This window comes from Cryptosporangium phraense, assembly GCF_006912135.1.
Lineage (GTDB): Bacteria > Actinomycetota > Actinomycetes > Mycobacteriales > Cryptosporangiaceae > Cryptosporangium > Cryptosporangium phraense.
In genome coordinates this window covers 426,243-445,113 of the sequence record NZ_VIRS01000001.1, presented here as the reverse complement: position 1 = coordinate 445,113, position 18,871 = coordinate 426,243, and the positions used below count along the sequence as shown (strand labels likewise).

Here is an 18,871-nt window from a genome sequence, read left to right as displayed (position 1 = left end):
GGGGCTGAGTCGAACTGCCGGGCGATGATCGCCGGGCCAGAACACCTAGGGCTGCTTGAGGTGGCTGGTGTTGGCTTCGAGGATTTCGTCGGCCAGGGCGGGGGAGGCGCGGACGACCGCGCGGGAGAGGACCAGCGCGCCGACCAGTTGGCTGAACAGGGCGATGGCCTGCTCGCGGGCCTGCTCGGGCGTCAGGTCGACCCCGGACTGGGACGCGCTCTCGAGCACAAGATCGGTGATCGCGCCGAAGTAGCCCTCCAGTCCGCGCTGGTACTCGGCCTGGGTGGCGGCACCGTCGCGGCCGGCGTCGGTGGCGAAGGTGGCCGACGCGCAGCCCTCCTCCGGATGGTCGCGGTGCGCCACCGACAGGTACTGGTCGACCAGGTGATCCAGCGCCGCGTGGGGGTGTGCTTCGCGGATGGCGGCGAGATCCGCGAGGGAGCTGGCGAAGCCCTGGCGGAACACCTCCCGGGCCAGGTCGTCCTTGGACTCGAAGTGGTTGTAGAAGCCGCCGTGCGTGAGTTCGGCGGCCTTCATCAGGTCGGCGATGCCGATCCCGTTGACGCCGTGGGTCCGGAACCCCCGGCCGGCGGCCTCGAGGATCCGGTCGTGATTGAGCTGCTTCTGCTCCTGTGTGAGGCGGGGCACACCCTGGAACTCCTCCTCGAGCGCCTACCCGCCGACCGGCTGGCCGGGCTCTCCCGCACCCCCGAACGAGCCGCCGACCTGGCCGAGCGCGGGATAGAAATCCGTCCGGGCGACTACTTCGACCACCCGTCGCTCGTGCGCGCCTTCGACGGCGTCGACCGGCTCCTGCTCGTCTCGGCGCAGGCGTTCACCGACCGGGACGCCCAGCACTTCAACGCGATCACGGCCGCGAGGCAGGCCGGCGTCCGGCACGTGATCTACACGGCGATCCAGCGCGACGAGGACCTCGGCATCACCCAGGTGGGCGTCACCGAGTCCGACGTCTTCGCCGAGCAGGCCCTCCGCGCGTCGGGGCTGACCTACACGATCCTCCGCAACCCGATGTACCTCGACCAGATCGACGTCTACCTCGGAGCCGACCCGTACCGCGACGGCCTGCGCGTCCCGCACGGGGAGGGCACGATGGCCCCGGCGCTGATCCGCGACCTCGCCGCGGCCAACGTGGCCGTGCTCACCGAGGACGGCCACGAGAACACGATCTATACGCTCACCGGGAGCGAGGCGGCCTCGTTCCGGGACCTCGCCGCCGCGTTGAGCGACCTCCACGGCGAGACGGTCCCGTACCGGCCCGTCGCCGAGGAGGAGTACCTCGCGAGCCTCCAGCGGGACCTTCCCCAGCCGGTCGCCGAATTCCTCACCGCCTGGCTCGTCGGCGTCGGCCGCGGCTCGTTCAGCCGGAACACCGGCGACCTGGAGCGGCTCATCGGCTACCGGCCCACCAGCTACCGCGAGTTCCTCGCGAAACACTACCCCGCGGTCACGGCTCGTTAGCGCAGTGCGGCCGGGGTGTCGCGGACGAAGCGCAGCAGCGCCTCGCGGTCCCGGCGCACCCGGCCGGGCGGCGAGACGATCAGACGGTCGACGCCGGCCTCGGCGTACGTGGCCACCAGCGACGCGTCCAGCGCGGCCCGGGCCGGCGGGGTCACCGAGATCTCCAGCCGGCCCAGCTCGGCCGGCCGGTCGAGGTTGTCGGCCAGCTCGGCCAGCTGGGTGACGATCGCCGCGGTCTGTTCCGGGTCGACGCCCCAGCCGTACCAGCCGTGCGCCCGCAGCACCGTGCGTCGCAGCGCTGCCGGAGCGGCGCCCCCGACGTGCAGCGGCGGGCCACCCGGCCGCACCGGCCGGGGCTCCGCGGTCACTCCGCTGATCGCGACGCGCGGCCCCACGTAGTGCACCGACGACGTCGTCCAGAGCGCCTGCAGGGCGTCCAGGTACTCGTCGGTGCGGGCCCCGCGGTCGTTGATCGAGACGCCCAGCGCGCGGAACTCCGGTTCGAGGTAGCCGACGCCGATGCCGAACAGGAACCGCCCGTCGCTGATCCGGTCGACGCTGGCGACCTGCTTGGCCAGGATCACCGGCTGGTGCACCGGAACGACCGTGACGCCGGTGCCCAGCAACAAAGACGTAGTGACCCCGGCGAGGTGGCCCAGGGCCACGAACGGATCCAGGAACGGCGTGTCCGGCCGCGCCGGCGACGCGGGCACCGGCGGGTCGGGCAGCGCGTAGTGCTCGCCGGTCCAGGCGCTCTCCCAGCCGGACTGCTCGGCGGCCACCACGACCTCCGCGGCGACCCGCGGATCCAGCGCACAGAGGTCGGTGTTGACGCCGAACAGCCCCAGCCGCATGGAGAGAGGGTACTCAGAGCGCCGAGCCCAGCTCCAAGAGCGCCGACGTGGCCCCTCCGCCCTCGAACTCGGCCCGTTTCGCGGCCAGGAAGTACCGGTGGGCGGCGTGCGAGACGTCGATGCCGGTGCCGCCGTGGACGTGCACGAGCGTGTGGGCGACCCGGTGCCCGGCCTCGGCCGTCCAGAACGCGGCCGTCGCCACCGCCGCCCGGGGATCGTCCTCGGACCCGCAGGCGTCGATCGCCGCCCAGAGCGTCAGCTCGACCGCGCGGACGTCGACGTAGGCGTTGGCCAGCCGCTGGCTGACGGCCTGGAACGCGCCGATCGGCTTCCCGAACTGGGTCCGGGTGCGGGCGTGCTCGGCGGTCATCTCCAGGGCCGCGTCCAGCACCCCGAGCTGCCAGGCGGCGCGGGCCACCGAGGCCCGGGTCCGTAACCAGTCGGCGATGTCGAGCGGGCCGTCGAGCCGGCGGTCGTCGGCCAGCGACACGTCGTTCAGCACCAGCAGCCCGGCGTCGTCCAGATCCGTGCTCGGCTGCCGCGTGATCGTCACCCCCGGGTCGTCCGGGGCCACGACGAACACGCCTCCGACGGTCTCGACCAGCAGCGCGTCGGCGACCGGAGCGGCCGGGACCGCGGTCACCTCGCCGGAGAGCAGCCACCCGCCGTCGGGCTGACCGGCGGCGGCCGGCGGCCGGACGTCCGGATGGGCCAGTGCGAACGCGAGGACGGACGGACCGCTCAGCCACCGCTCGCGGGCCGGGGCCGACCCGAAGCGGGCCAGAGCCGGGCGCGCGACGACCACCGACGGCAGGTAGGGGACCGGGGCGAGGCCGCGGCCGAGCTCGGTCAGCACCGAGCACTGCTCGGCCAGGTCCTCGACGTCGAGCAGGCCGGTCTCGGCGAGGACCGACCACAGTGCGCGGTCGAACCGGGAGCCGGACTCCTCGGCCGCGGTGAGGGTCGCGACCGTCACCCGGTCGCCGACGATCCGGCGGGTGAGCTCGGCGAGCTCGGTCTGCGCTTCGGTGAGCGTGAAGTCCATCGTTACCGCCGTCCGACCGGCAGCCGGAGACCGCCGGCCGCGATGATGTCCCGCTGGATCTCGTTCGTGCCGCCACCGAACGTGAGGATGAGCGCGGCCCGGTGGGCCCGCTCGATACGGCCGTGCAGCGCCGCTCCGGGGGAGCCGGTGCGGAGCGTCGCGGCCGGGCCGAGCACCTCCATGAGCAGGCGGTACGCCTCGGTGGAGAGTTCGGTGCCGTAGACCTTGGTGGCGCTGGCCGCGGCCGGGGTCAGGTCTTTCTCCCAGGCCGTGCGCAGGTTCATCAGGCGCAGCACCTCGGCGTGCGCGTGGACCCGGGCCAGGTGGGTCCGCACCCACTCCGAGTCGAGCAGCCGCTTGCCGTTGCGGCCGGGCGTGTTCGCGGCCCAGGTACGGACGTCGTTCAGCGCCTTGCGCAGCGGCGCGGCCGAGGTGAGCGCGACCCGCTCGTGGTTGAGCTGGTTCGTGATCAGCGCCCAGCCCTCGTTCTCGGCCCCGATGCGTGCCTCGACCGGGACGCGAACGTCCTGGTAGTAGGTGGCGCTGGTGGTCACCCCGGCCATCGTCCGGACCGGCGTCCACGAGAAGCCCTTGGCGTCGGTGGGAACGACGAGGACCGACAGCCCGCGGTGGCGGACCGCGTCCGGATCGGTGCGGCAGGCCAGCCAGACGTAGTCGGCGTAGCCGACCAGGCTCGTCCACATCTTCTGACCGTTGACGACGTAGTCGTCGCCGTCGCGGACCGCCTTCGTGCGCAGCGAGGCGAGGTCGGTGCCGGCGCCGGGCTCGGAGTAGCCGATCGCGAAGTGCAGCTCGCCGGCCGCGATCCGGGGCAGGTACTCCTGCTTCTGCTCCTCGGTGCCGTGGCGCATGATCGTCGGCCCGACCGTGTTGAGGGTCAGGAACGGGATCGGGACCCCGGCCAGCGCGGCCTCGTCGAGGAAGATCAGCTGGTCGAGCTGGGAGCGGCCCTGGCCGCCGTACTCGGTCGGCCAGCCGAGCACCAGCCAGCCGTCCTTGCCCAGCTGGCGGACGATCTCGCGGTACGCGCCGCCGTCGCTCTCGTCGTCGAATTTCTCCAGGGCGTTCCGGCGCTCGCGCGTCATCAGCGTTTCGAAGTAGGTGCGGAGCTCGGCGGACAGCGCCCGTTGCTCCCGCGTGTACCGCAGCTGCATCCGCGCCTCCTTCAGTTGTGCGGTCGGCTCCGCTAGCGTAGAACACGTTCTAGATTTGCGGTTCCTTTCGGAGGGAGCTCGGGTGCCGGATCTCGACCTGTCCGGGCGGGTGGCGATCGTGACCGGGGCCGGCTCTGGCCTCGGCCGGGCCGAGGCCTTCGCCCTCGCGTCGGCCGGAGCGTCCGTCGTCGTCAACGACGTCGTTCCTCCGGACGACGTTCCGCCCGGCGCCGTCTTCGTTCCGGGGGACGTGTCTTCCTCGGACGTCTCGCGGTCGCTGATCTCGACGGCGGAGTCGCTCGGGGGGCTCGACATCGTCGTGAACAACGCCGGGGTCGTGCGCGACCGGATGCTGTTCACGATGTCCGACGAGGAGTGGGACCTGGTGGTGCGGGTGCATCTCCGGGGGCATTTCCTGCTGTGCCGGGATGCGGGTTCTCTGTGGCGTTCGAACTCCAAGGCGGCGGGCGCGCCGGTGTACGGGCGGCTGATCAACACGACGTCGGAGGCGTGGTTCCTGGGCGCGGTGGCGCAGCCGAACTATGCGGCGGCCAAGGCCGGGATCGTGTCGCTGACCGTGGCCGCGGCCCGGGGCCTGGCCCGGTACGGCGTGCGGGCCAACGCGATCTGCCCGCGGGCCCGCACCGCGATGACGTCGCCGGTGTACGGGCCGGCGCCGACCTCCGGGGTCGACCCGCTGGACGTTTCGCACATCACGCCGCTGGTGGTGTACCTGGCCGCGCCGGCGTCGTCGTCGGTGAACGGGCAGGTGTTCTTCGTGCACGGCGGGATGGTGGCGGTGCTCGCGCCGCCGTCGGTGGAGGCGCAGTTCGACGCGGCCGGGGCGTCGTGGGCGGACGGCGAGCTCGCGGAGTCGCTGGGGGAGTACTTCGCGTCGCACGGCCCCGATGACGTCTTCACCGGGCGCGCGATCTCGGCGGTCCAGCGCAGGGCTGAGCCGGCAGCGGACCGGGGCGCGTCCCCGGTGACGGGAGGATGACGATGGGGCGGCTGGCAGGCAAGATCGCGCTGATCACCGGGGCGGCCCGGGGCCAGGGTGCGGCGGCGGCGCGGCGGTTCGTCGCCGAGGGGGCGTCGGTCGTCCTGACCGACGTTCTCGACGAGGGCGGCGGGAAGCTGGCCGAGTCGCTCGGTGCGCTCTACCTCTCGCTCGACGTCTCGTCCGAAGAGGACTGGGGCCGCGCGGCGGGCATGCTGCGGGAGCGGTTCGGCCGGCTGGACGTGCTGGTGAACAACGCCGGGATGCTGCACTTCTCGGCGCTGGCCGACACGACGCTGGCGGACTACGAGCGGGTGATCCGGGTCAACCAGTTCGGCACGTTCCTCGGGATGCGCACCGCGATCCCGCTGATGCGCGAGGGCGGCGGCTCGATCGTCAACGTCTCGTCGATCGAGGGGCTCGGCGGGATGCCGCTGCTGATCGCGTACGCGTCCAGCAAGTTCGCGATCCGCGGGATGACGAAGGTCGCGGCGATGGAACTGGGCTCGTTCGGGATCCGGGTGAATTCGGTGCACCCGGGCGCGGTCGACACCCCGATGGTGTCGAACGCGCTCGGCGGCATGCCGGTGCCGACCGAGCCGATCGGCAAGAAGGTGGCGCTGGGGCGGGTCGCGTCGGCGGACGACATCGCGAACATGGTGCTGTTCCTGGCCTCGGACGAGAGCTCGTACTGCACGGGCAGTGAGTTCGTCGTGGACGGTGGCGCGACGGCGTCCCACGCCCTGGCGAACATCCTCCGGAGCTGACGCTCAGCCCCCGAAGAACGCGCGGATGTCGTCCACCAGCAGGTCCGGGACCTCGAGGGCGGCGAAGTGGCCGCCGCGGTCGAACTCGCTCCAGCGGCGGATGTCGTAGGTCCGCTCGGCGACCGACCGGACCGACCGCGTGATGTCGTGTGCGAACACCGCGACCCCCATCGGCACCGGGCACGGGAGCGGGCCGAGGCCGGTCTCCCGGTGCAGCCGCGCCGCCGAGCCGGCCGTCCGGGTCAGCCAGTACAGCATCACGTCGGTGAGCTGCCGGTCGACGCCGACCGGCGTCGCCGGGTCGCTCCACTCGGCGAACCGCTCGGCGATCCAGGCCAGCTGCCCGATCGGGGAGTCGGTCAGCGCGTAGGCGATCGTCTGCGGGGTCTGCGACTGCAGCACCCGCACCCCCGGCTGGTTCGCCAGGTAGGCCCGCGCCTGCGCGAACCGCGCCCGATCCTCGGCCGAGAACGACCCCTCGACCGGTGGTGTCGGCAGGTAGTTCAGGTGGACGCCCACCACGCGGTCAGCGGCCAGATTCCCGACGATCCGGGAAACGGCCGACCCCCAGTCACCACCGTGGGCCCCGTACCGCGAATAACCGAGGCGATCCATCAGCGCGACCCACGCGGCCCCCACCCGTCCGGCGTTCCAGCCGCGTTCACGCGTCGGGCCGGAGAACCCGAACCCGGGCAGAGACGGAACGACCAGGTGGAAGTCCTCGGACAGCGGCCCCAGCACGTCGAGGAACTCGACGATCGACCCCGGCCACCCGTGGGTGAGCAGCAGCGGCAACGCATCGGCGCGCGGGGACCGGACGTGCAGGAAGTGGATCAGCGCCCCGTCGATCTCCGTCCGGAAGCCCGGGTACGAGTTGAGCTCGGCCTCGGCCGAACGCCAGTCGTACCCCGACCGCCAGTACGACGCCAGCGCTTGCAGCTCGCCCAGCGGAAAACCGTAGTCCCGGCCCGCGTCGGGCAACTCGTCCGGCCAGCGGGCCGCGTCCAGCCGGGCCCACAGGTCGTCGAGCTCCGACGACGGAACGTCGATCCGAAACGGCTCGATCATCGTTAGCCTCCCTAACGTTAGTGTCCCTAACGATAGACCTACTAGGGTGGGTCCATGCAAGAGCCGGCGTTCTCCCGACTTCCCGCGCTGCCGAGCTGGCTGCTGTCGCAGGCCGCGCTCCGGGCCGGGCGCCTGGTGGCCGACGGGTTCGCGGCCGAGGGCGCCCGTGGCTACCACTACCGGCTGCTGGGCACGCTCGCCGAGGCCGGACCGTCCAGTCAGGCCGAACTCGGACGCCGCAGCGGCATCCACCTCAGCGACGTCGTCGCCGCGCTGAACGAGCTCGAAGCCGACGGCTACGTGAAACGGGCCCCCGACCCGGCCGACAAGCGACGCAACGTCGTCACGGTCACCCCGAAAGGTGACGAACGACTAAGAAAGCTCGACGAGAAGATCGCCGCCGTCCAGGACGACGTCCTCGCCCCCCTCGACGAGACCGAGCGCACCCAGCTCGTCGAACTCCTCCGGCGCCTACTCGAAGCGTGACGGGTCGCCGGCCCCCCGGCGCAGGATCTCGGGCTCGTCGCCGGACAGGTCCACGACCGTGGTCGGCTCCATCCCGCACTCGCCGGCGTCGACGATCGCGTCGATCTGGTGGTCGAGCGCTTCCTGGATCTCCCAGGCCTGGGTCAGCGGCTCGTCCTCGCCCGGCAGCGTCAGCGTCGTCGAGAGCAGTGGTTCACCGAGCTCGGCGAGGATCGCCTGGGTCACCGTGTGCTCGGGGATCCGCACCCCGACGGTCTTCTTCTTCGCGTGCAGCAGACGTTTCGGCACCTCACGGGTGGCCGGCAGGATGAACGTGTACGGCCCCGGCGTCGATGCCTTGATCTGCCGGAACACCGCGTTGTCGATCTGCACGAACTGACCGAGCTGGGCGAAGTCGCTGCACACGAGCGTGAAGTGGTGCCGGTCGTCGAGCTTGCGGATCGCCTTGATCCGGTCGAGCCCCTCCCGGTTGCCGATCTGGCAGCCGAGCGCGTAGCAGGAGTCGGTCGGGTACGCGATCAGCGCACCGTCGCGGATCATCGCCACGACCTGGCTGACCGCCCGCGCCTGCGGATTGACCGGATGGATGTCGATGAACCGGGCCATTCCCCGGAGCTTAGTGTGGTTTCCCGTGACAACTGCCCCGGCCCGGTTCGCCGCACTCAAGAACCGCGATTGCCGGATCTACCTGATCGGCGCGGCCCTCGCGATGATGGCCGACAACATCGAGCACGTCATCACGTACTGGGTGCTGTGGGAGAAGTTCCACTCGCCCGCGCTGGCCGGGTTCGAGGTGATCAGCCACTGGGTGCCGTTCCTGCTGTTCTCGGTGTATTTCGGCGGGCTCGCCGACCGGTACGACTGCCGCCGCGTCATCCAGGCCGCCCAGGTCCTGTTCATGATCGTCTCGATCACCTGGGGTCTGCTGTTCCTGACCGACTCGCTGCGGATCTGGGAAGCCTGCGTGCTGCTCGTCCTGCACGGGATGGCCGGCGCGCTGTGGGGACCCGGCGAGCAGCTCATGCTGCACGACTTCGTCGGCGACGACGCGCTGCCGAGCGCGGTCCGGTTGAACGCGACCTTCCGCAGTCTCGGGATCCTGTTCGGCCCGGTGGTGGGTTCGGCTCTGTTGCTCGGCCTCGGGCCGGTTCCCGGCATCTTCGTCAACGCGCTGATCTACCTGCCGCTGACCGTCTTCCTCCTGCGGACGAAGTTCACCGGCCACACCCGCGACGGCGGCGTGGTCGAGCGCAAACGGGTGGGGCTGCTCGACTCGGTCCGCGTGCTCAAGGACGTCCGGGCCGACCGCACGCTGGTCAGCATGATCATCCTGGGCGGGCTGGGGTCGTTCTTCATCGGCGCGTCGCTGCAGTCGGCGATGCCGATCTTCGCCGGTGACCTCGGCGCGGGCAGCGAGGGCACCGCGTACGGCGTCCTGCTGTTCGCGAACGGCGCGGGTGGGGTGCTCGGCGGGTTCCTGCTGGAGGCGACCGGCTGGGTCAGACCGAGCGTCCGGGCCGCGGTCGCGACCACGTTGGTCTACGGCGTCACGACCGTGATCTTCGCCGCCACCGGCAACTACCCGCTCGCGCTGCTGATGCTGGTCGTCGGCGGCGTCGCGAACCTGGCCGCGATGTCGATCGGGCAGACGATCGTCCAGCTCCGGGCGTCGGCCGAGGACCGCGGCCGGGTACTCGGCGTCTACGGCACCGCGGCGATGGGCGGCCGGTTCGGCAGCGGCATCACCGTCGGGTTGTTCGGCGCCGTCGTCGGCGTCCACTGGTCTCTGGGTCTGAGCGCGGCCGCGCTCTGCGCGGGAACCCTGGCCGCGGCCGTCTACGCGCTGCGCGCGTCGTAGCCCAGCGCCCGCAGCAGCATCGCGACCGTGCTGTCCACCCACGCGTCCGACGGCGGTTCGGTCGACGTCATCATGCGGACGACGCTGGGGCCGGCGAGCAGGTCGAGGGCAGCGTCGAGATCCACGTCGGACGGGATCTCGCCGCGGGCCGTCGCGCGGGCGAGCATCTCCGCGGCCCCGGCCCGGCGCGGCACCGTGACCTCCTCGTGCAGCACCCGGAACAGCGACGGGTTACGCAGCGCCTCGGCGAACAGATCGGCCACGATCGACGCGACCCGCGGCACCGCGAATGCCCGCCGGGTCGCCTCGACGAACGCCCGCACGTCCCCGGCGAGCGTGTCGGACGCCGGCCCGGCCGCCAGCAGCACCGCCTTCGGGGCCAGCAGGTCGATGAGCATCGCCTCCTGCGTGGCCCAGCGACGGTAGATCGCGGCCTTGCCGACGCCGGCCCGCCGTGCCACCGCCGCCATCGAGAACCGTCCGTACCCGTTCTCGGCCAACTCGTCGACGGCGGCGGCCTCGATCGCCCGGGTCAGTTCGTCGCGCAGCCGCGCCGACCCGCGCACGCCGGAATCACTCTGCCGAACCATGGCGACCTACCCTACGGGGGCCAGGCCGATCTGCTGCGCGACCCACAGGCTGTCGGCGTTGGCCCAGTACTCGGCGATGAGGCCGTCCTCGAGCCGCAGGATGTCGGTGCCGGAGAACGAGACCTCGCGCGGCTCGGCCGGCGTGCCGGGCAGCGCTCCGGCGTAGGTGCCGCGGGCGAGCCAGCGGACGACGACGAAGTCGCCGTCGGCGATCGGGCCGACCTGGATCTCGAACGTCAGGCCGGAGAAGACCTGGTGGGCGCCGCCGACCCAGGCCTCGAGCGACTCCCGGCCGGCGGCGTCGCCGGGGGCGCCGCCGAACAGCGGGGCCGCGTGCGAGACGAAGTTCTCGGCGATGATCTTCGGGGTCTGGCTCAGGTTCCCGTTCCAGAGATCGGCCCACGCCTGGGCGAGTGCGATCGTGCCGTGGTCCGCCATGTCGTCTCCCTGCGTTTTTACGGAACAGGTCTGTTCCGTTCCGCCGAGACTGTATGCAGCGACGGGCCGGCGGCGCAAGTCGGTGCCGGGCTGCCGCCTGCCTCAGAGGGTCGGAGCCCGCTTTGGGATGCGGGGGACCGCCCGCAGACGCCTGCGGGTGTCGATCGCGCGGACCAGCGCTTCGAGGCCGGTTGAAGCCGGCCAGCGAACCCATTCGTTGGTCCCGGAGATCAGCGAGGATCTGGCCGATGAGGCCTACCGATCCACGGGCACCCCGGATGGATCGTGGGTATCGACCCGTCGCGTGACCTCACGCGGTCTCCACGGCCCGTAGCGGTCGGGCGGTTCGCGTTGGCCCCGCCGGGGTGCGGACCAGCTGCAGGCCCGTGCCCCGGAACCGGACACGGGTACGTCGAGCTCCGGCGGCGCGGAGGCGCTTGGGGTAGCCGGGGTGCCGGGGCAGGGCGGGAACGTGCCGGGCCGGCGGCCGGTGATCGGCCGCAGCCGGCGTCGTCCGGAGGGAACCGGAGCCGGGCCTGAGCGGTCGTGGCGGTCAGTAGGTCGGCGTCGGTGAAACGCCGGGGGCTGGCCGGCCGGCCGGGGCGAGTCGCAGGTCACGGGCACGCGTCGGGGCGGCCGAGACGGCGACCCGGAGGAATCGATCCGCTTCGGCCGATCCCGCCGCGAACGCGGCGGACGACCGCCCGGCGTCGCCGCCGGCACCACAGCCGGCACCACAGCTGGCGCCACTTCGGCCCGCCGGCCGGGATCGGGCTCGCGGTCAGGGGAGCGCGATCTTGTAGTGGGCGATCTTCCGGTACAGCGTGGCGCGACCGATACCGAGCTCCTCGGCCGCATGCGTCATCGTCTGATTCGGCTCCACGAGACACCGCACGATCTCGTCCCGCTCGAGCTTCTCCAGCCGGGTCAGCGGCCGCGACCCCCGATCGAGTATCTCCGGCCCCAGGTGCTGCAGGTCGACGACCGTTGCGCGCATCACCGCGTCGCGGACGATCTCCCGGAGCTGAGCCGCGTTGCCGGGCCAGTGGTACGCGGTGAGCGCGGCCGCCGCCCGCGGGGTGAACGTCACCTCGCGACGTCGCGCCGACCGGGCCACGTGCCGGGCCAGCGGCAGGACGTCGTCCGGGCGGGTGCGCAGCGGCGGGACCTCCACCAGCGCGTCGACCAGCAGCGCGAGCTCGTCCGGCAGCGACGTGAAGTCGGGCGTGGTGAACACGAACGGCACCGGGGCGGGCGCCTCGGCGAACAGGCGGGCCAGCTCGCCCGCGGCCCAGGCCGGCAGCGTGTGCAACCCGGACACGATGATGAACGTGTCGGGCTTGCGCAGCTCGGGCGTCCAGAGCTCGAGCCAGGCCGGGACGTCACCGGCCTCCGGCGCCCGCGCGTGCAGGATCCTCGAGCGGGGCGCCAGCGACCGGCGGGCCTGGGCCGCCAGCGTGGCCTTCCCGACGCCGGGCTCACCGACCACGGCGGTCACCCGGCCGGCGGCGAGAGCTCCCAGAGCGTCCGCATGAGCAGTGCGCCAGCCGGCGGACGTGCACGGAGCACCCTCGGACGCCCCGCCGGTGACCGAGAAGACCTCGCCGCGCGGAGCCGGACGGACCATCCGGCCGGTGGCCCGGACCAGCATCATCGCCGACGTGGCCCCGGCCGCGGCCTGAGCCAGCGCGAGCAGCAACTCGGACGACGACTCCGACCACGTGGTCAGGTTGATGCTGCCGGCCAGGTCGCCACCGACCGGATCCACCACCGGAACCGCCGCGCACGTGTACCGGCGTAACTCGGTGCAGTAGTGCTCGCCGGCGCGCACCAGCGTGGGCACGCGGTCGGCCAGCGAGAGCCCGAGGCCGTTGGTGCCGGCGTTGCGCTCGGCGTAGGAGAAGCCCGGCGCGAGGTGGACGCGGTCGAGCGACCGCAGGATCGACGGGTCGTTGCACAGCCGGGCCAGCACCAGCCCGTTCGCGTCGGCCACCATCAGCCCGACCGGCTCGTTGGCGATCGTCGACTGCAGGCCGGTCAGCACCTCGAACGCGCAGTCGTAGAGCAGGGAGCCGGTGTCGACGGACTCGGTGTAGACCGGGCTGACCTCGTCGGGCGACACGCCGTAGCGCTCGCTGCGACGCCACGATGCGCGCAGCCGTCCTTCCACGGGGCACCTCCGTAGCGCCTACGTTGCGCCGCGTTCCAGCGTACGTGGGGATCCCGTCGTCGGCGCCCTGTTCGGCGAGGTCAGCGAGCGTCCCAAAGTGAGACAGCAGGCGCCTTGAAGGTCCGGTACGCCGTTCATAGCGTCGTCGGTCAAGAGCGTGACCGCTGACACACGACCCGCTCGGAGGGCTGACATGTACAGCAAGGACGGCGAGAACTACTACATCGTCGACGCGCACATCGCGCTCTGGGACGCGCGAGCGGAGAACCAGCGCAACATCCACGGCAAGCAGTTCATCGACTGCTTCTACGACTACCACCGCAACCTGTCCCCGGAGTCCGAGGTCTGGCCCTACGAGGAGTACCTCTACCAGGGCGGCGAGCGGCTCATGCACGACGTCTTCGAGATCGGGTACGCCGACCACGCGATCTTCCAGCCCGCGCTCCTCGGCGAGTTCTACAACAACGGCTTCGGGCAGACCGAAGAGGCGTTCGCGCTGACCCAGGCCAACCCGGGCAAGCTCACGTACAACCACTGCTTCGACCCGCGGTTCGGGGAGACCGGCCTCAAGCAACTGCGCGAGGACGCGGCCCGCTTCGGGCTCAAGGGCGTGAAGCTGTACACGGCCGAGTGGCAGGGCGAGTCCCGCGGCTACAAGCTGACCGACCCGTGGGCCTACCGGTACTTCGAGCTCTGCCAGGAGCTCGGCATCACGAACATCCACGTCCACAAGGGTCCGACGATCCGGCCGCTGGACCGGGACGCGTTCGACGTCGCCGACATCGACCACGTCGCCACCGACTTCACCGACCTCAACTTCATCGTCGAGCACTGCGGGCTGCCGCGGCTCGAGGACTTCTGCTGGATCGCCACCCAGGAGCCGAACGTGTACGCCGGCCTGGCCGTCGCGATGCCGTTCATCCACACCCGGCCGCGGTACTTCGCGCAGATCATCGGCGAGCTGAACTACTGGGTCGGCGAGGACCGGATCCTGTTCTCCAGCGACTACGCCCTGTGGACGCCGAGGTGGCTGGTCGAGCGGTACGTCGATTTCCAGATCCCGGCGGATATGACCGAGTACGGCCCGCTGACCATCGAGCAGAAGAAGAAGGTGCTCGGCCTCAACGCGGCGCGGCTCTACGACCTGGACGTCCCGAAGGAGCTCCGCCTCCCGGAGGCGGACGAGACCGCCACCGGCCCGCGCGAGCCGGGCGCGGCCGACCTGGCCGGCGCGGCCTCGTGACGGGCCTCGCCGACGCTGTGCGGACGGCGCTGAGCGCCGTCGTCGACCCGGAGCTGGACGAACCGATCACCGACCTCGGGTTCGTCCGGTCGGTCGCGGTCGACGGCAGCGCCGTCGAGGTGCACCTGCGTTTGCCGACGTCGTTCTGCGCGCCGAATTTCGCGTTCCTGATGGCCTCGGACGCCTACGAAGCGGTCGAGTCGGTGCCGGGCGTGGAGCGGGTCGTGATCGAACTCGACGATCACCACGACTCCGAGCTCATCAACCAGGGGCTGGCCGCCCGGGCCGGGTACCGGGGCACGTTCCGGCACGAGGCCGAGGACTCCTTGGACGAGTTGCGGGCCACGTTCGTCCGCAAGGGACACGTCGCCGCCATGGAACGGGCGATCACCGTGCTGATCCGGGTGGCGCCGGACACCGACGTGTGGGCGCTGACGCTGGGCGACCTGCGCGGTCCGGAGGCGGCGGCGCTCCGCCGCCGCCGGGCGGCGCTCGGCCTCTCCCTCGCCGACGACGCCCCGGTGCTGGTCGAGCCGGACGGCACCCGCCCGGCGCCCGAGGCCGCCGAGATGTTCCTGCGACGGGCCCGGTCGGTTCGCATCTCGGTCGACGGGAATGCCCACTTCTGCCGGGGTCTGCTGGCGACGCGGTACCCCGGTGCCGAGCGCGACCAGCGTCCACTGCTGCCACTCGTAGAGGAGATCGCCCGATGAAAGCCGTGCGAGTCGTCGGTTACCACGAGAACCTCCGCTTGGAGGACGTCGACAAGCCGGAGATCACCGGCCCCCACGACGTCGTCGTGAAGATCGGCGGAGCCGGGGTGTGCCGGACCGACCTGCACATCCTCGAAGGCCAGTGGGCCGAGAAGTCGCAGGTCAGGCTGCCGTACACGATCGGGCACGAGAACGCCGGCTGGGTGGCCGCGGTGGGCAGCGCGGTCACCAACGTCGCCGAGGGCGACAAGGTCATCCTGCACCCGCTGGTGACCTGCGGGCTGTGCCGGGCCTGCCGCGACGGCGACGACGTGCACTGCGAGAACTCGGCGTTCCCGGGCATCGACACCGACGGCGGGTACGCGGAGTACCTCAAGACGTCGGCGCGCAGCGTCGTCAAGATCGACGACCGGCTGGAGCCGTCCGACGTGGCCGCGCTGGCCGACGCCGGCCTGACCGCGTACCACGCGGTGGCGAAGTCCTCGCGCCGGCTGCGGGCCGGCGATCGGGTCGTGATCATCGGGGCCGGCGGCCTCGGGCACATCGGCATCCAGGTGATGGCCGCGCTGTCGCCGGCCGAGATCATCGTCGTGGACCGCAACCCGGACGCGCTCAAGCTCGCGCTGGAACTCGGCGCTCAGCACGGCGTGGTGGCCGGCGGCGACCACGTCGAGGAAGTACTCACGCTGACCGGCGGGCACGGCGCCGAGCAGGTCATCGACTTCGTCGGGGAGGGCGGGTCCACGTCCGAGGGCCTGCGGATGACCCGGCGGGCCGGGGACTACCACGTGGTGGGCTACGGCGAGAACGTCGACGTTCCGACGATCGACCTGATCTCCAGCGAGATCAACATCATCGGCAACCTGGTCGGGTCGTACAACGACCTGGCCGCGCTGATGGCGCTGGCCGCGGCCGGGAAGGTTACGTTGCACACGGCGAAGTACCCGCTTGACCGCTTCCAGGACGCGATCGACGATCTCGACAACGGTCGCGTCCGAGGCCGAGCCATCCTGATTCCGTAGGGGGACCGTTGATCTTCATCACCGCGAAGTTCCCGGTGAAGCCCGAGTTCGCCGACTCCTGGCCGGAGCTCTCCAAGGCGTTCACCGAGGCGACCAGGGCCGAGCCGGGCAACCTCTGGTTCGAGTGGTCGCGCAGCCTGGACGACCCGAACGAGTACGTGATCGTCGAGGCGTTCCGCGACCAGGACGCCGGGGTCGCCCACGTGACCGGCGAGCACTTCAAGACCGCTCAGCGTGAGCTGCCCCAGTACCTGGCGGCCACCCCGCGCATCGTCAACACGACGGTGGACGGCACCGAGTGGTCGTCGCTGGGCGAGTTCGCGGTCGACTAACGTCCGCGCAGCTCGCGGCGGAGAATCTTCCCGGTGGTGGTCTTGGGAAGATCCTCCACCAGCGTGACCGTGCGCGGGTACTTGTACGCGGCCATGTTCGCGCGGCAGAACGCGATCAGCTCCTCCGGCGTCACCCGGGCACCCGGCAGCAGCGAGACGTACGCGGCGACGTTCTCGCCCCGGTACGGATCCGGCACCCCCACCACCGCCGCCTCCCGCACCGCCGGGTGGGTGTAGAGCACGTCCTCGACCTCGCGCGGCCACACCTTGTAGCCGGCCGCGTTGATCATGTCCTTCTTCCGGTCGACCAGGTAGAACCAGCCGTCGGCGTCCATGAACCCGACGTCGCCGGTGCACAGCTCGCCGCCGGGCAGTGACTCGGCCGTCGCGTCGGGCTTGTTCCAGTAGCCGGGCACGACCTGCGGCCCGGTGATCGCGATCTCGCCGATCTCGCCGACCGGGACGTCCTCGCCGTCCTCGCCGGCGATCCGGGCCAGCGTGTTGAACACCGGTACGCCGATCGAGAGCGCGCCGGACGCCGGGTCGACCGGAGCGTCGGCGCCCAGCGGCACGCCGTGCGACGGGGAGTTCGTCTCGGTGAGCCCGTAGATGTTGTGGATGTTCAGCCCGGTCTGAGCCTTGATCCGGTCGCGCACCGCCGGCGCGATCGGCGCCCCGCCCGAGTAGACGACTTTCAGCGACGCGAAGTCGTCCGGGGTGGCGTCGGGAACGTCGGCGAGCGCGATGAAGACGGTGATCGCGCCGATCATGAACGTGGGCCGGTGCTCGCGGATCGCGTCGAGCACCACCGCGGGGTGGAAGCGGTGCGCGAGCACCAGCGGACACGGGAGCAGCAGGGCCAGCCCGACGTGCCCGACCAGCCCGGTGATGTGGAACAGCGGAGCGACGCCTAGGACGCTGTCGTTGCCGGTCAGCGCCATCCAGTCGCGGTAGGTCTGGCAGTTGAACGCCATCGTCCGGTGGGTGTTCATCGCGCCCTTGGGCACGCCGGTCGTCCCCGAGGTGTACGTGAGGATCGCGACCTCGTCGGGGTTCGGGTGCACGGGCGGCGGGACCTGCCCGGCGTGGCGATCGAGCAGGTCGGTGAGGTCGAGGGCGTCCTCGACGACCGGTTTGAGCACGCTGCCGAACAGGCGCGGGTCGAGCCGCTGCTGGAAGTCCAGCGCCGACGCGGTGATCACCAGCCGCACGACGGTCTGCCCGGAGGCGATCACCGGGCGTGCGACGTCCGCGTACAGGTCGTCCAGGCACAGCAGCGCGGTTGCGCCGGAATCTTCGAGCAGGTAGGTGAGTTCCCGGTGTTTGTTCATCGGGTTGATCGCGACGGCCTTCCCGCCGGCCTTCCAGGCCGCGATCAGCCCGATCACGAACGCCGGGTCGTTCTGCAGGTAGAGCGCCAGCCGGTCCCCGCGTCGGAATCCGCGTTCGAGCAACGCGACCGCCAGGGCGTCCGACGCGCGGTCGACGTCCGCCGTCGTCAGGACGCCGTCGAAATACCGGATGAGCTCGACGTCGGGGGAGCGCGCCGCCGAGGCGCGGAAGAGATCGAGCATCGTCGTGAACTCGGGCGTGATGTCGGCCGGCCGGCCGACGCCGTAGCGCGCGAGCCAGGGCCGCTCGGCGTAGGACGTCATTTGATCGCGACCGGGTTGACCGGCGAACCGCTGGCTTTCGCGACCTTCAGCGGCGCGGCCACGTAGAGGAACGTGTACTGCCGGTCCTCGGCGCAGCTCGCGGCCAGGGCCTCGAGGTCGCAGATCTCGGTCAGCGTGACGCCGAGGTTGCGCATCAGCGAGCAGTGCAGCGGCAACGCGGTGCCGGAGACCGGGTCGATCGTGACCTCGTTGGCGATCGTGTCGGTGACCAGGTTCGGGATCTCCTTCTGCTGGAACCACTCCACGAGCTCGGGGGAGTAGGTGAGGCCGGGCTCGCAGAAGCCGTCGTAGAACGCCGGGCCCTGCTCGAAGAACAGCTTCAGGAAGTTGGTGCGGACGACCAGGATGTCGTGGGGTTCGATCGTGTGGCCTTGTTTGTGGGCGCACGCTTCGAGGTCTTCATGGGTGAACGTCTCGGCCTTGTCGAGGTTGTCCTTGCCGCGGAACCGGGCCAGGTCGAGCAGGACGCCCCGGCCGACGACCCCGCGCTCGGCGATCGGTTGGACGCTCGCCTTGTCGAGGCCGCCGACCGTGCTGCGGGCGTCGTAGCCGTTCCAGATCTGGCCGTCGTACCAGACGTGTCCGAGCGCGTCGTACTGCGTCGAGCCCTGCAGGAACGCGTCGATCTTGTCGTCGGCGTAGTGCAGGCCGCCGGGGAAGGCGGGGGCTTTGTTCGTGTCCCAGCTCGACTCGTCGAGGATCATCGTCTTCACGGCCGGTTTGCGGCCGGGCCAGACCGGGTCGCCTTTCGGGTCGCCGATCAGGCGCTGGAGCGTGAAGACGGTGCCGGAGCGGATCTCGGCCGCGCCCCGGATGACCTCGGCGGGCGTCAGGAAGTTCAGCGCTCCGACTTCGTCGTCGTCGCCCCACCGGCCCCAGTTGGACGGTGTTCCGCGGAGCAGGTCGGCCATCGACGGGACGTCGGTCATGGGGGCAGCCTCCGGTCTCGACGGTG

Annotated in this window: 20 protein-coding genes; 9 read left to right on the top strand and 11 right to left on the bottom strand. The window is 71.3% G+C overall.

Going from position 1 to position 18,871, the window contains the following annotated elements:
- Positions 1-45: 45 nt before the first annotated feature.
- A complete protein-coding gene (locus FL583_RS40715) occupies positions 46-648 on the bottom strand; it encodes a TetR/AcrR family transcriptional regulator (RefSeq protein WP_205751781.1) in 603 nt (200 codons plus the stop codon).
- Here FL583_RS40715 and FL583_RS02045 point away from each other — a divergent pair.
- Entirely contained in the window at positions 610-1,479 is an 870-nt protein-coding gene (locus FL583_RS02045; protein WP_205751780.1) for an NAD(P)H-binding protein, read from the top strand. The genes FL583_RS40715 and FL583_RS02045 overlap by 39 nt on opposite strands.
- Here FL583_RS02045 and FL583_RS02040 read toward each other — a convergent pair.
- Genes FL583_RS02040 through FL583_RS02030 form a run of 3 tightly spaced genes read right to left on the bottom strand, consistent with a single transcriptional unit; the run spans position 1,476 to position 4,553 of the window.
- Positions 1,476-2,333 carry a TIGR03619 family F420-dependent LLM class oxidoreductase gene (locus FL583_RS02040; RefSeq protein ID WP_142702687.1) on the bottom strand — a complete coding sequence of 286 codons (858 nt, stop codon included), beginning with the start codon at positions 2,331-2,333 and terminating at the stop codon, positions 1,476-1,478. The two genes, FL583_RS02045 and FL583_RS02040, sit on opposite strands and share 4 nt — an antisense overlap.
- Before the next feature lie 13 nt (positions 2,334-2,346).
- The gene (locus FL583_RS02035; RefSeq protein WP_142702686.1) at positions 2,347-3,378 is read right to left on the bottom strand and encodes an acyl-CoA dehydrogenase family protein; all 1,032 of its coding nucleotides are present in this window, start codon (positions 3,376-3,378) and stop codon (positions 2,347-2,349) included.
- A 2-nt stretch (positions 3,379-3,380) separates the two neighbouring features.
- Complete coding sequence (locus tag FL583_RS02030) at positions 3,381-4,553, bottom strand: acyl-CoA dehydrogenase family protein (protein ID WP_142702685.1); 1,173 nt, start codon at positions 4,551-4,553, stop codon at positions 3,381-3,383.
- Between the two features lie 82 nt (positions 4,554-4,635).
- On the opposite strand from FL583_RS02030, the gene FL583_RS02025 reads away from it, so the two are divergent.
- Both FL583_RS02025 and FL583_RS02020 read left to right on the top strand, forming a co-directional pair.
- Positions 4,636-5,553 carry an SDR family NAD(P)-dependent oxidoreductase gene (locus FL583_RS02025; protein ID WP_142702684.1) on the top strand — a complete coding sequence of 306 codons (918 nt, stop codon included), beginning with the start codon at positions 4,636-4,638 and terminating at the stop codon, positions 5,551-5,553.
- Between the two features lie 2 nt (positions 5,554-5,555).
- Complete coding sequence (locus tag FL583_RS02020; RefSeq protein WP_142702683.1) at positions 5,556-6,320, top strand: glucose 1-dehydrogenase; 765 nt, start codon at positions 5,556-5,558, stop codon at positions 6,318-6,320.
- 3 nt (positions 6,321-6,323) lie between these two features.
- On the opposite strand, the gene FL583_RS02015 is transcribed toward FL583_RS02020, so the two are convergent.
- Entirely contained in the window at positions 6,324-7,388 is a 1,065-nt protein-coding gene (locus tag FL583_RS02015; RefSeq protein ID WP_142702682.1) for an epoxide hydrolase family protein, read from the bottom strand.
- 54 nt (positions 7,389-7,442) lie between these two features.
- On the opposite strand from FL583_RS02015, the gene FL583_RS02010 reads away from it, so the two are divergent.
- Positions 7,443-7,874: a MarR family winged helix-turn-helix transcriptional regulator gene (locus FL583_RS02010; RefSeq protein ID WP_142702681.1), complete on the top strand. Its 432-nt coding sequence runs from the start codon at positions 7,443-7,445 to the stop codon at positions 7,872-7,874.
- Here the strand turns inward: FL583_RS02010 and FL583_RS02005 are convergent.
- Entirely contained in the window at positions 7,860-8,480 is a 621-nt protein-coding gene (locus tag FL583_RS02005; RefSeq protein ID WP_142702680.1) for an L-threonylcarbamoyladenylate synthase, read from the bottom strand. The genes FL583_RS02010 and FL583_RS02005 overlap by 15 nt on opposite strands.
- Before the next feature lie 25 nt (positions 8,481-8,505).
- Between FL583_RS02005 and FL583_RS02000 the strand changes: the two genes are divergently transcribed.
- On the top strand, positions 8,506-9,732 hold the full coding sequence (locus FL583_RS02000) for an MFS transporter (RefSeq protein WP_240746544.1): 1,227 nt from the start codon (positions 8,506-8,508) through the stop codon (positions 9,730-9,732).
- Here the strand turns inward: FL583_RS02000 and FL583_RS01995 are convergent.
- The 3 genes from FL583_RS01995 to FL583_RS01980 all read right to left on the bottom strand — a co-directional run bounded on the left by FL583_RS01995 (position 9,711) and on the right by FL583_RS01980 (position 12,930).
- On the bottom strand, positions 9,711-10,322 hold the full coding sequence (locus FL583_RS01995) for a TetR/AcrR family transcriptional regulator (RefSeq protein ID WP_142702678.1): 612 nt from the start codon (positions 10,320-10,322) through the stop codon (positions 9,711-9,713). The genes FL583_RS02000 and FL583_RS01995 overlap by 22 nt on opposite strands.
- 6 nt (positions 10,323-10,328) lie before the next feature.
- Complete coding sequence (locus FL583_RS01990; RefSeq protein ID WP_142702677.1) at positions 10,329-10,760, bottom strand: ester cyclase; 432 nt, start codon at positions 10,758-10,760, stop codon at positions 10,329-10,331.
- Between the two features lie 781 nt (positions 10,761-11,541).
- Positions 11,542-12,930, bottom strand: a complete 1,389-nt coding sequence (locus FL583_RS01980) for an AAA-type ATPase lid domain-containing protein (RefSeq protein WP_142702675.1) — start codon at positions 12,928-12,930, stop codon at positions 11,542-11,544.
- Positions 12,931-13,123: 193 nt separating this feature from the next.
- Between FL583_RS01980 and FL583_RS01975 the strand changes: the two genes are divergently transcribed.
- The 4 genes from FL583_RS01975 to FL583_RS01960 are packed head-to-tail and all read left to right on the top strand — an operon-like array spanning position 13,124 to position 16,240.
- Positions 13,124-14,173 (top strand): amidohydrolase family protein, encoded by a 1,050-nt coding sequence (locus FL583_RS01975; RefSeq protein WP_142702674.1) that lies wholly within the window; start codon positions 13,124-13,126, stop codon positions 14,171-14,173.
- Positions 14,170-14,886, top strand: a complete 717-nt coding sequence (locus FL583_RS01970) for an iron-sulfur cluster assembly protein (protein ID WP_142702673.1) — start codon at positions 14,170-14,172, stop codon at positions 14,884-14,886. The genes FL583_RS01975 and FL583_RS01970 overlap by 4 nt, the downstream gene beginning before the upstream one ends.
- On the top strand, positions 14,883-15,908 hold the full coding sequence (locus FL583_RS01965; RefSeq protein ID WP_142702671.1) for an NAD(P)-dependent alcohol dehydrogenase: 1,026 nt from the start codon (positions 14,883-14,885) through the stop codon (positions 15,906-15,908). The genes FL583_RS01970 and FL583_RS01965 overlap by 4 nt, the downstream gene beginning before the upstream one ends.
- Positions 15,909-15,916: 8 nt before the next feature.
- Positions 15,917-16,240, top strand: a complete 324-nt coding sequence (locus tag FL583_RS01960; RefSeq protein WP_142702670.1) for a putative quinol monooxygenase — start codon at positions 15,917-15,919, stop codon at positions 16,238-16,240.
- On the opposite strand, the gene FL583_RS01955 is transcribed toward FL583_RS01960, so the two are convergent.
- Both FL583_RS01955 and FL583_RS01950 read right to left on the bottom strand, forming a co-directional pair.
- The gene (locus FL583_RS01955) at positions 16,237-17,895 is read right to left on the bottom strand and encodes a class I adenylate-forming enzyme family protein (protein ID WP_142702668.1); all 1,659 of its coding nucleotides are present in this window, start codon (positions 17,893-17,895) and stop codon (positions 16,237-16,239) included. The two genes, FL583_RS01960 and FL583_RS01955, sit on opposite strands and share 4 nt — an antisense overlap.
- The gene (locus tag FL583_RS01950; protein ID WP_142702666.1) at positions 17,892-18,845 is read right to left on the bottom strand and encodes a cyclase family protein; all 954 of its coding nucleotides are present in this window, start codon (positions 18,843-18,845) and stop codon (positions 17,892-17,894) included. Before FL583_RS01950 ends, FL583_RS01955 begins: the two co-directional genes overlap by 4 nt.
- Positions 18,846-18,871 lie beyond the last annotated feature (26 nt).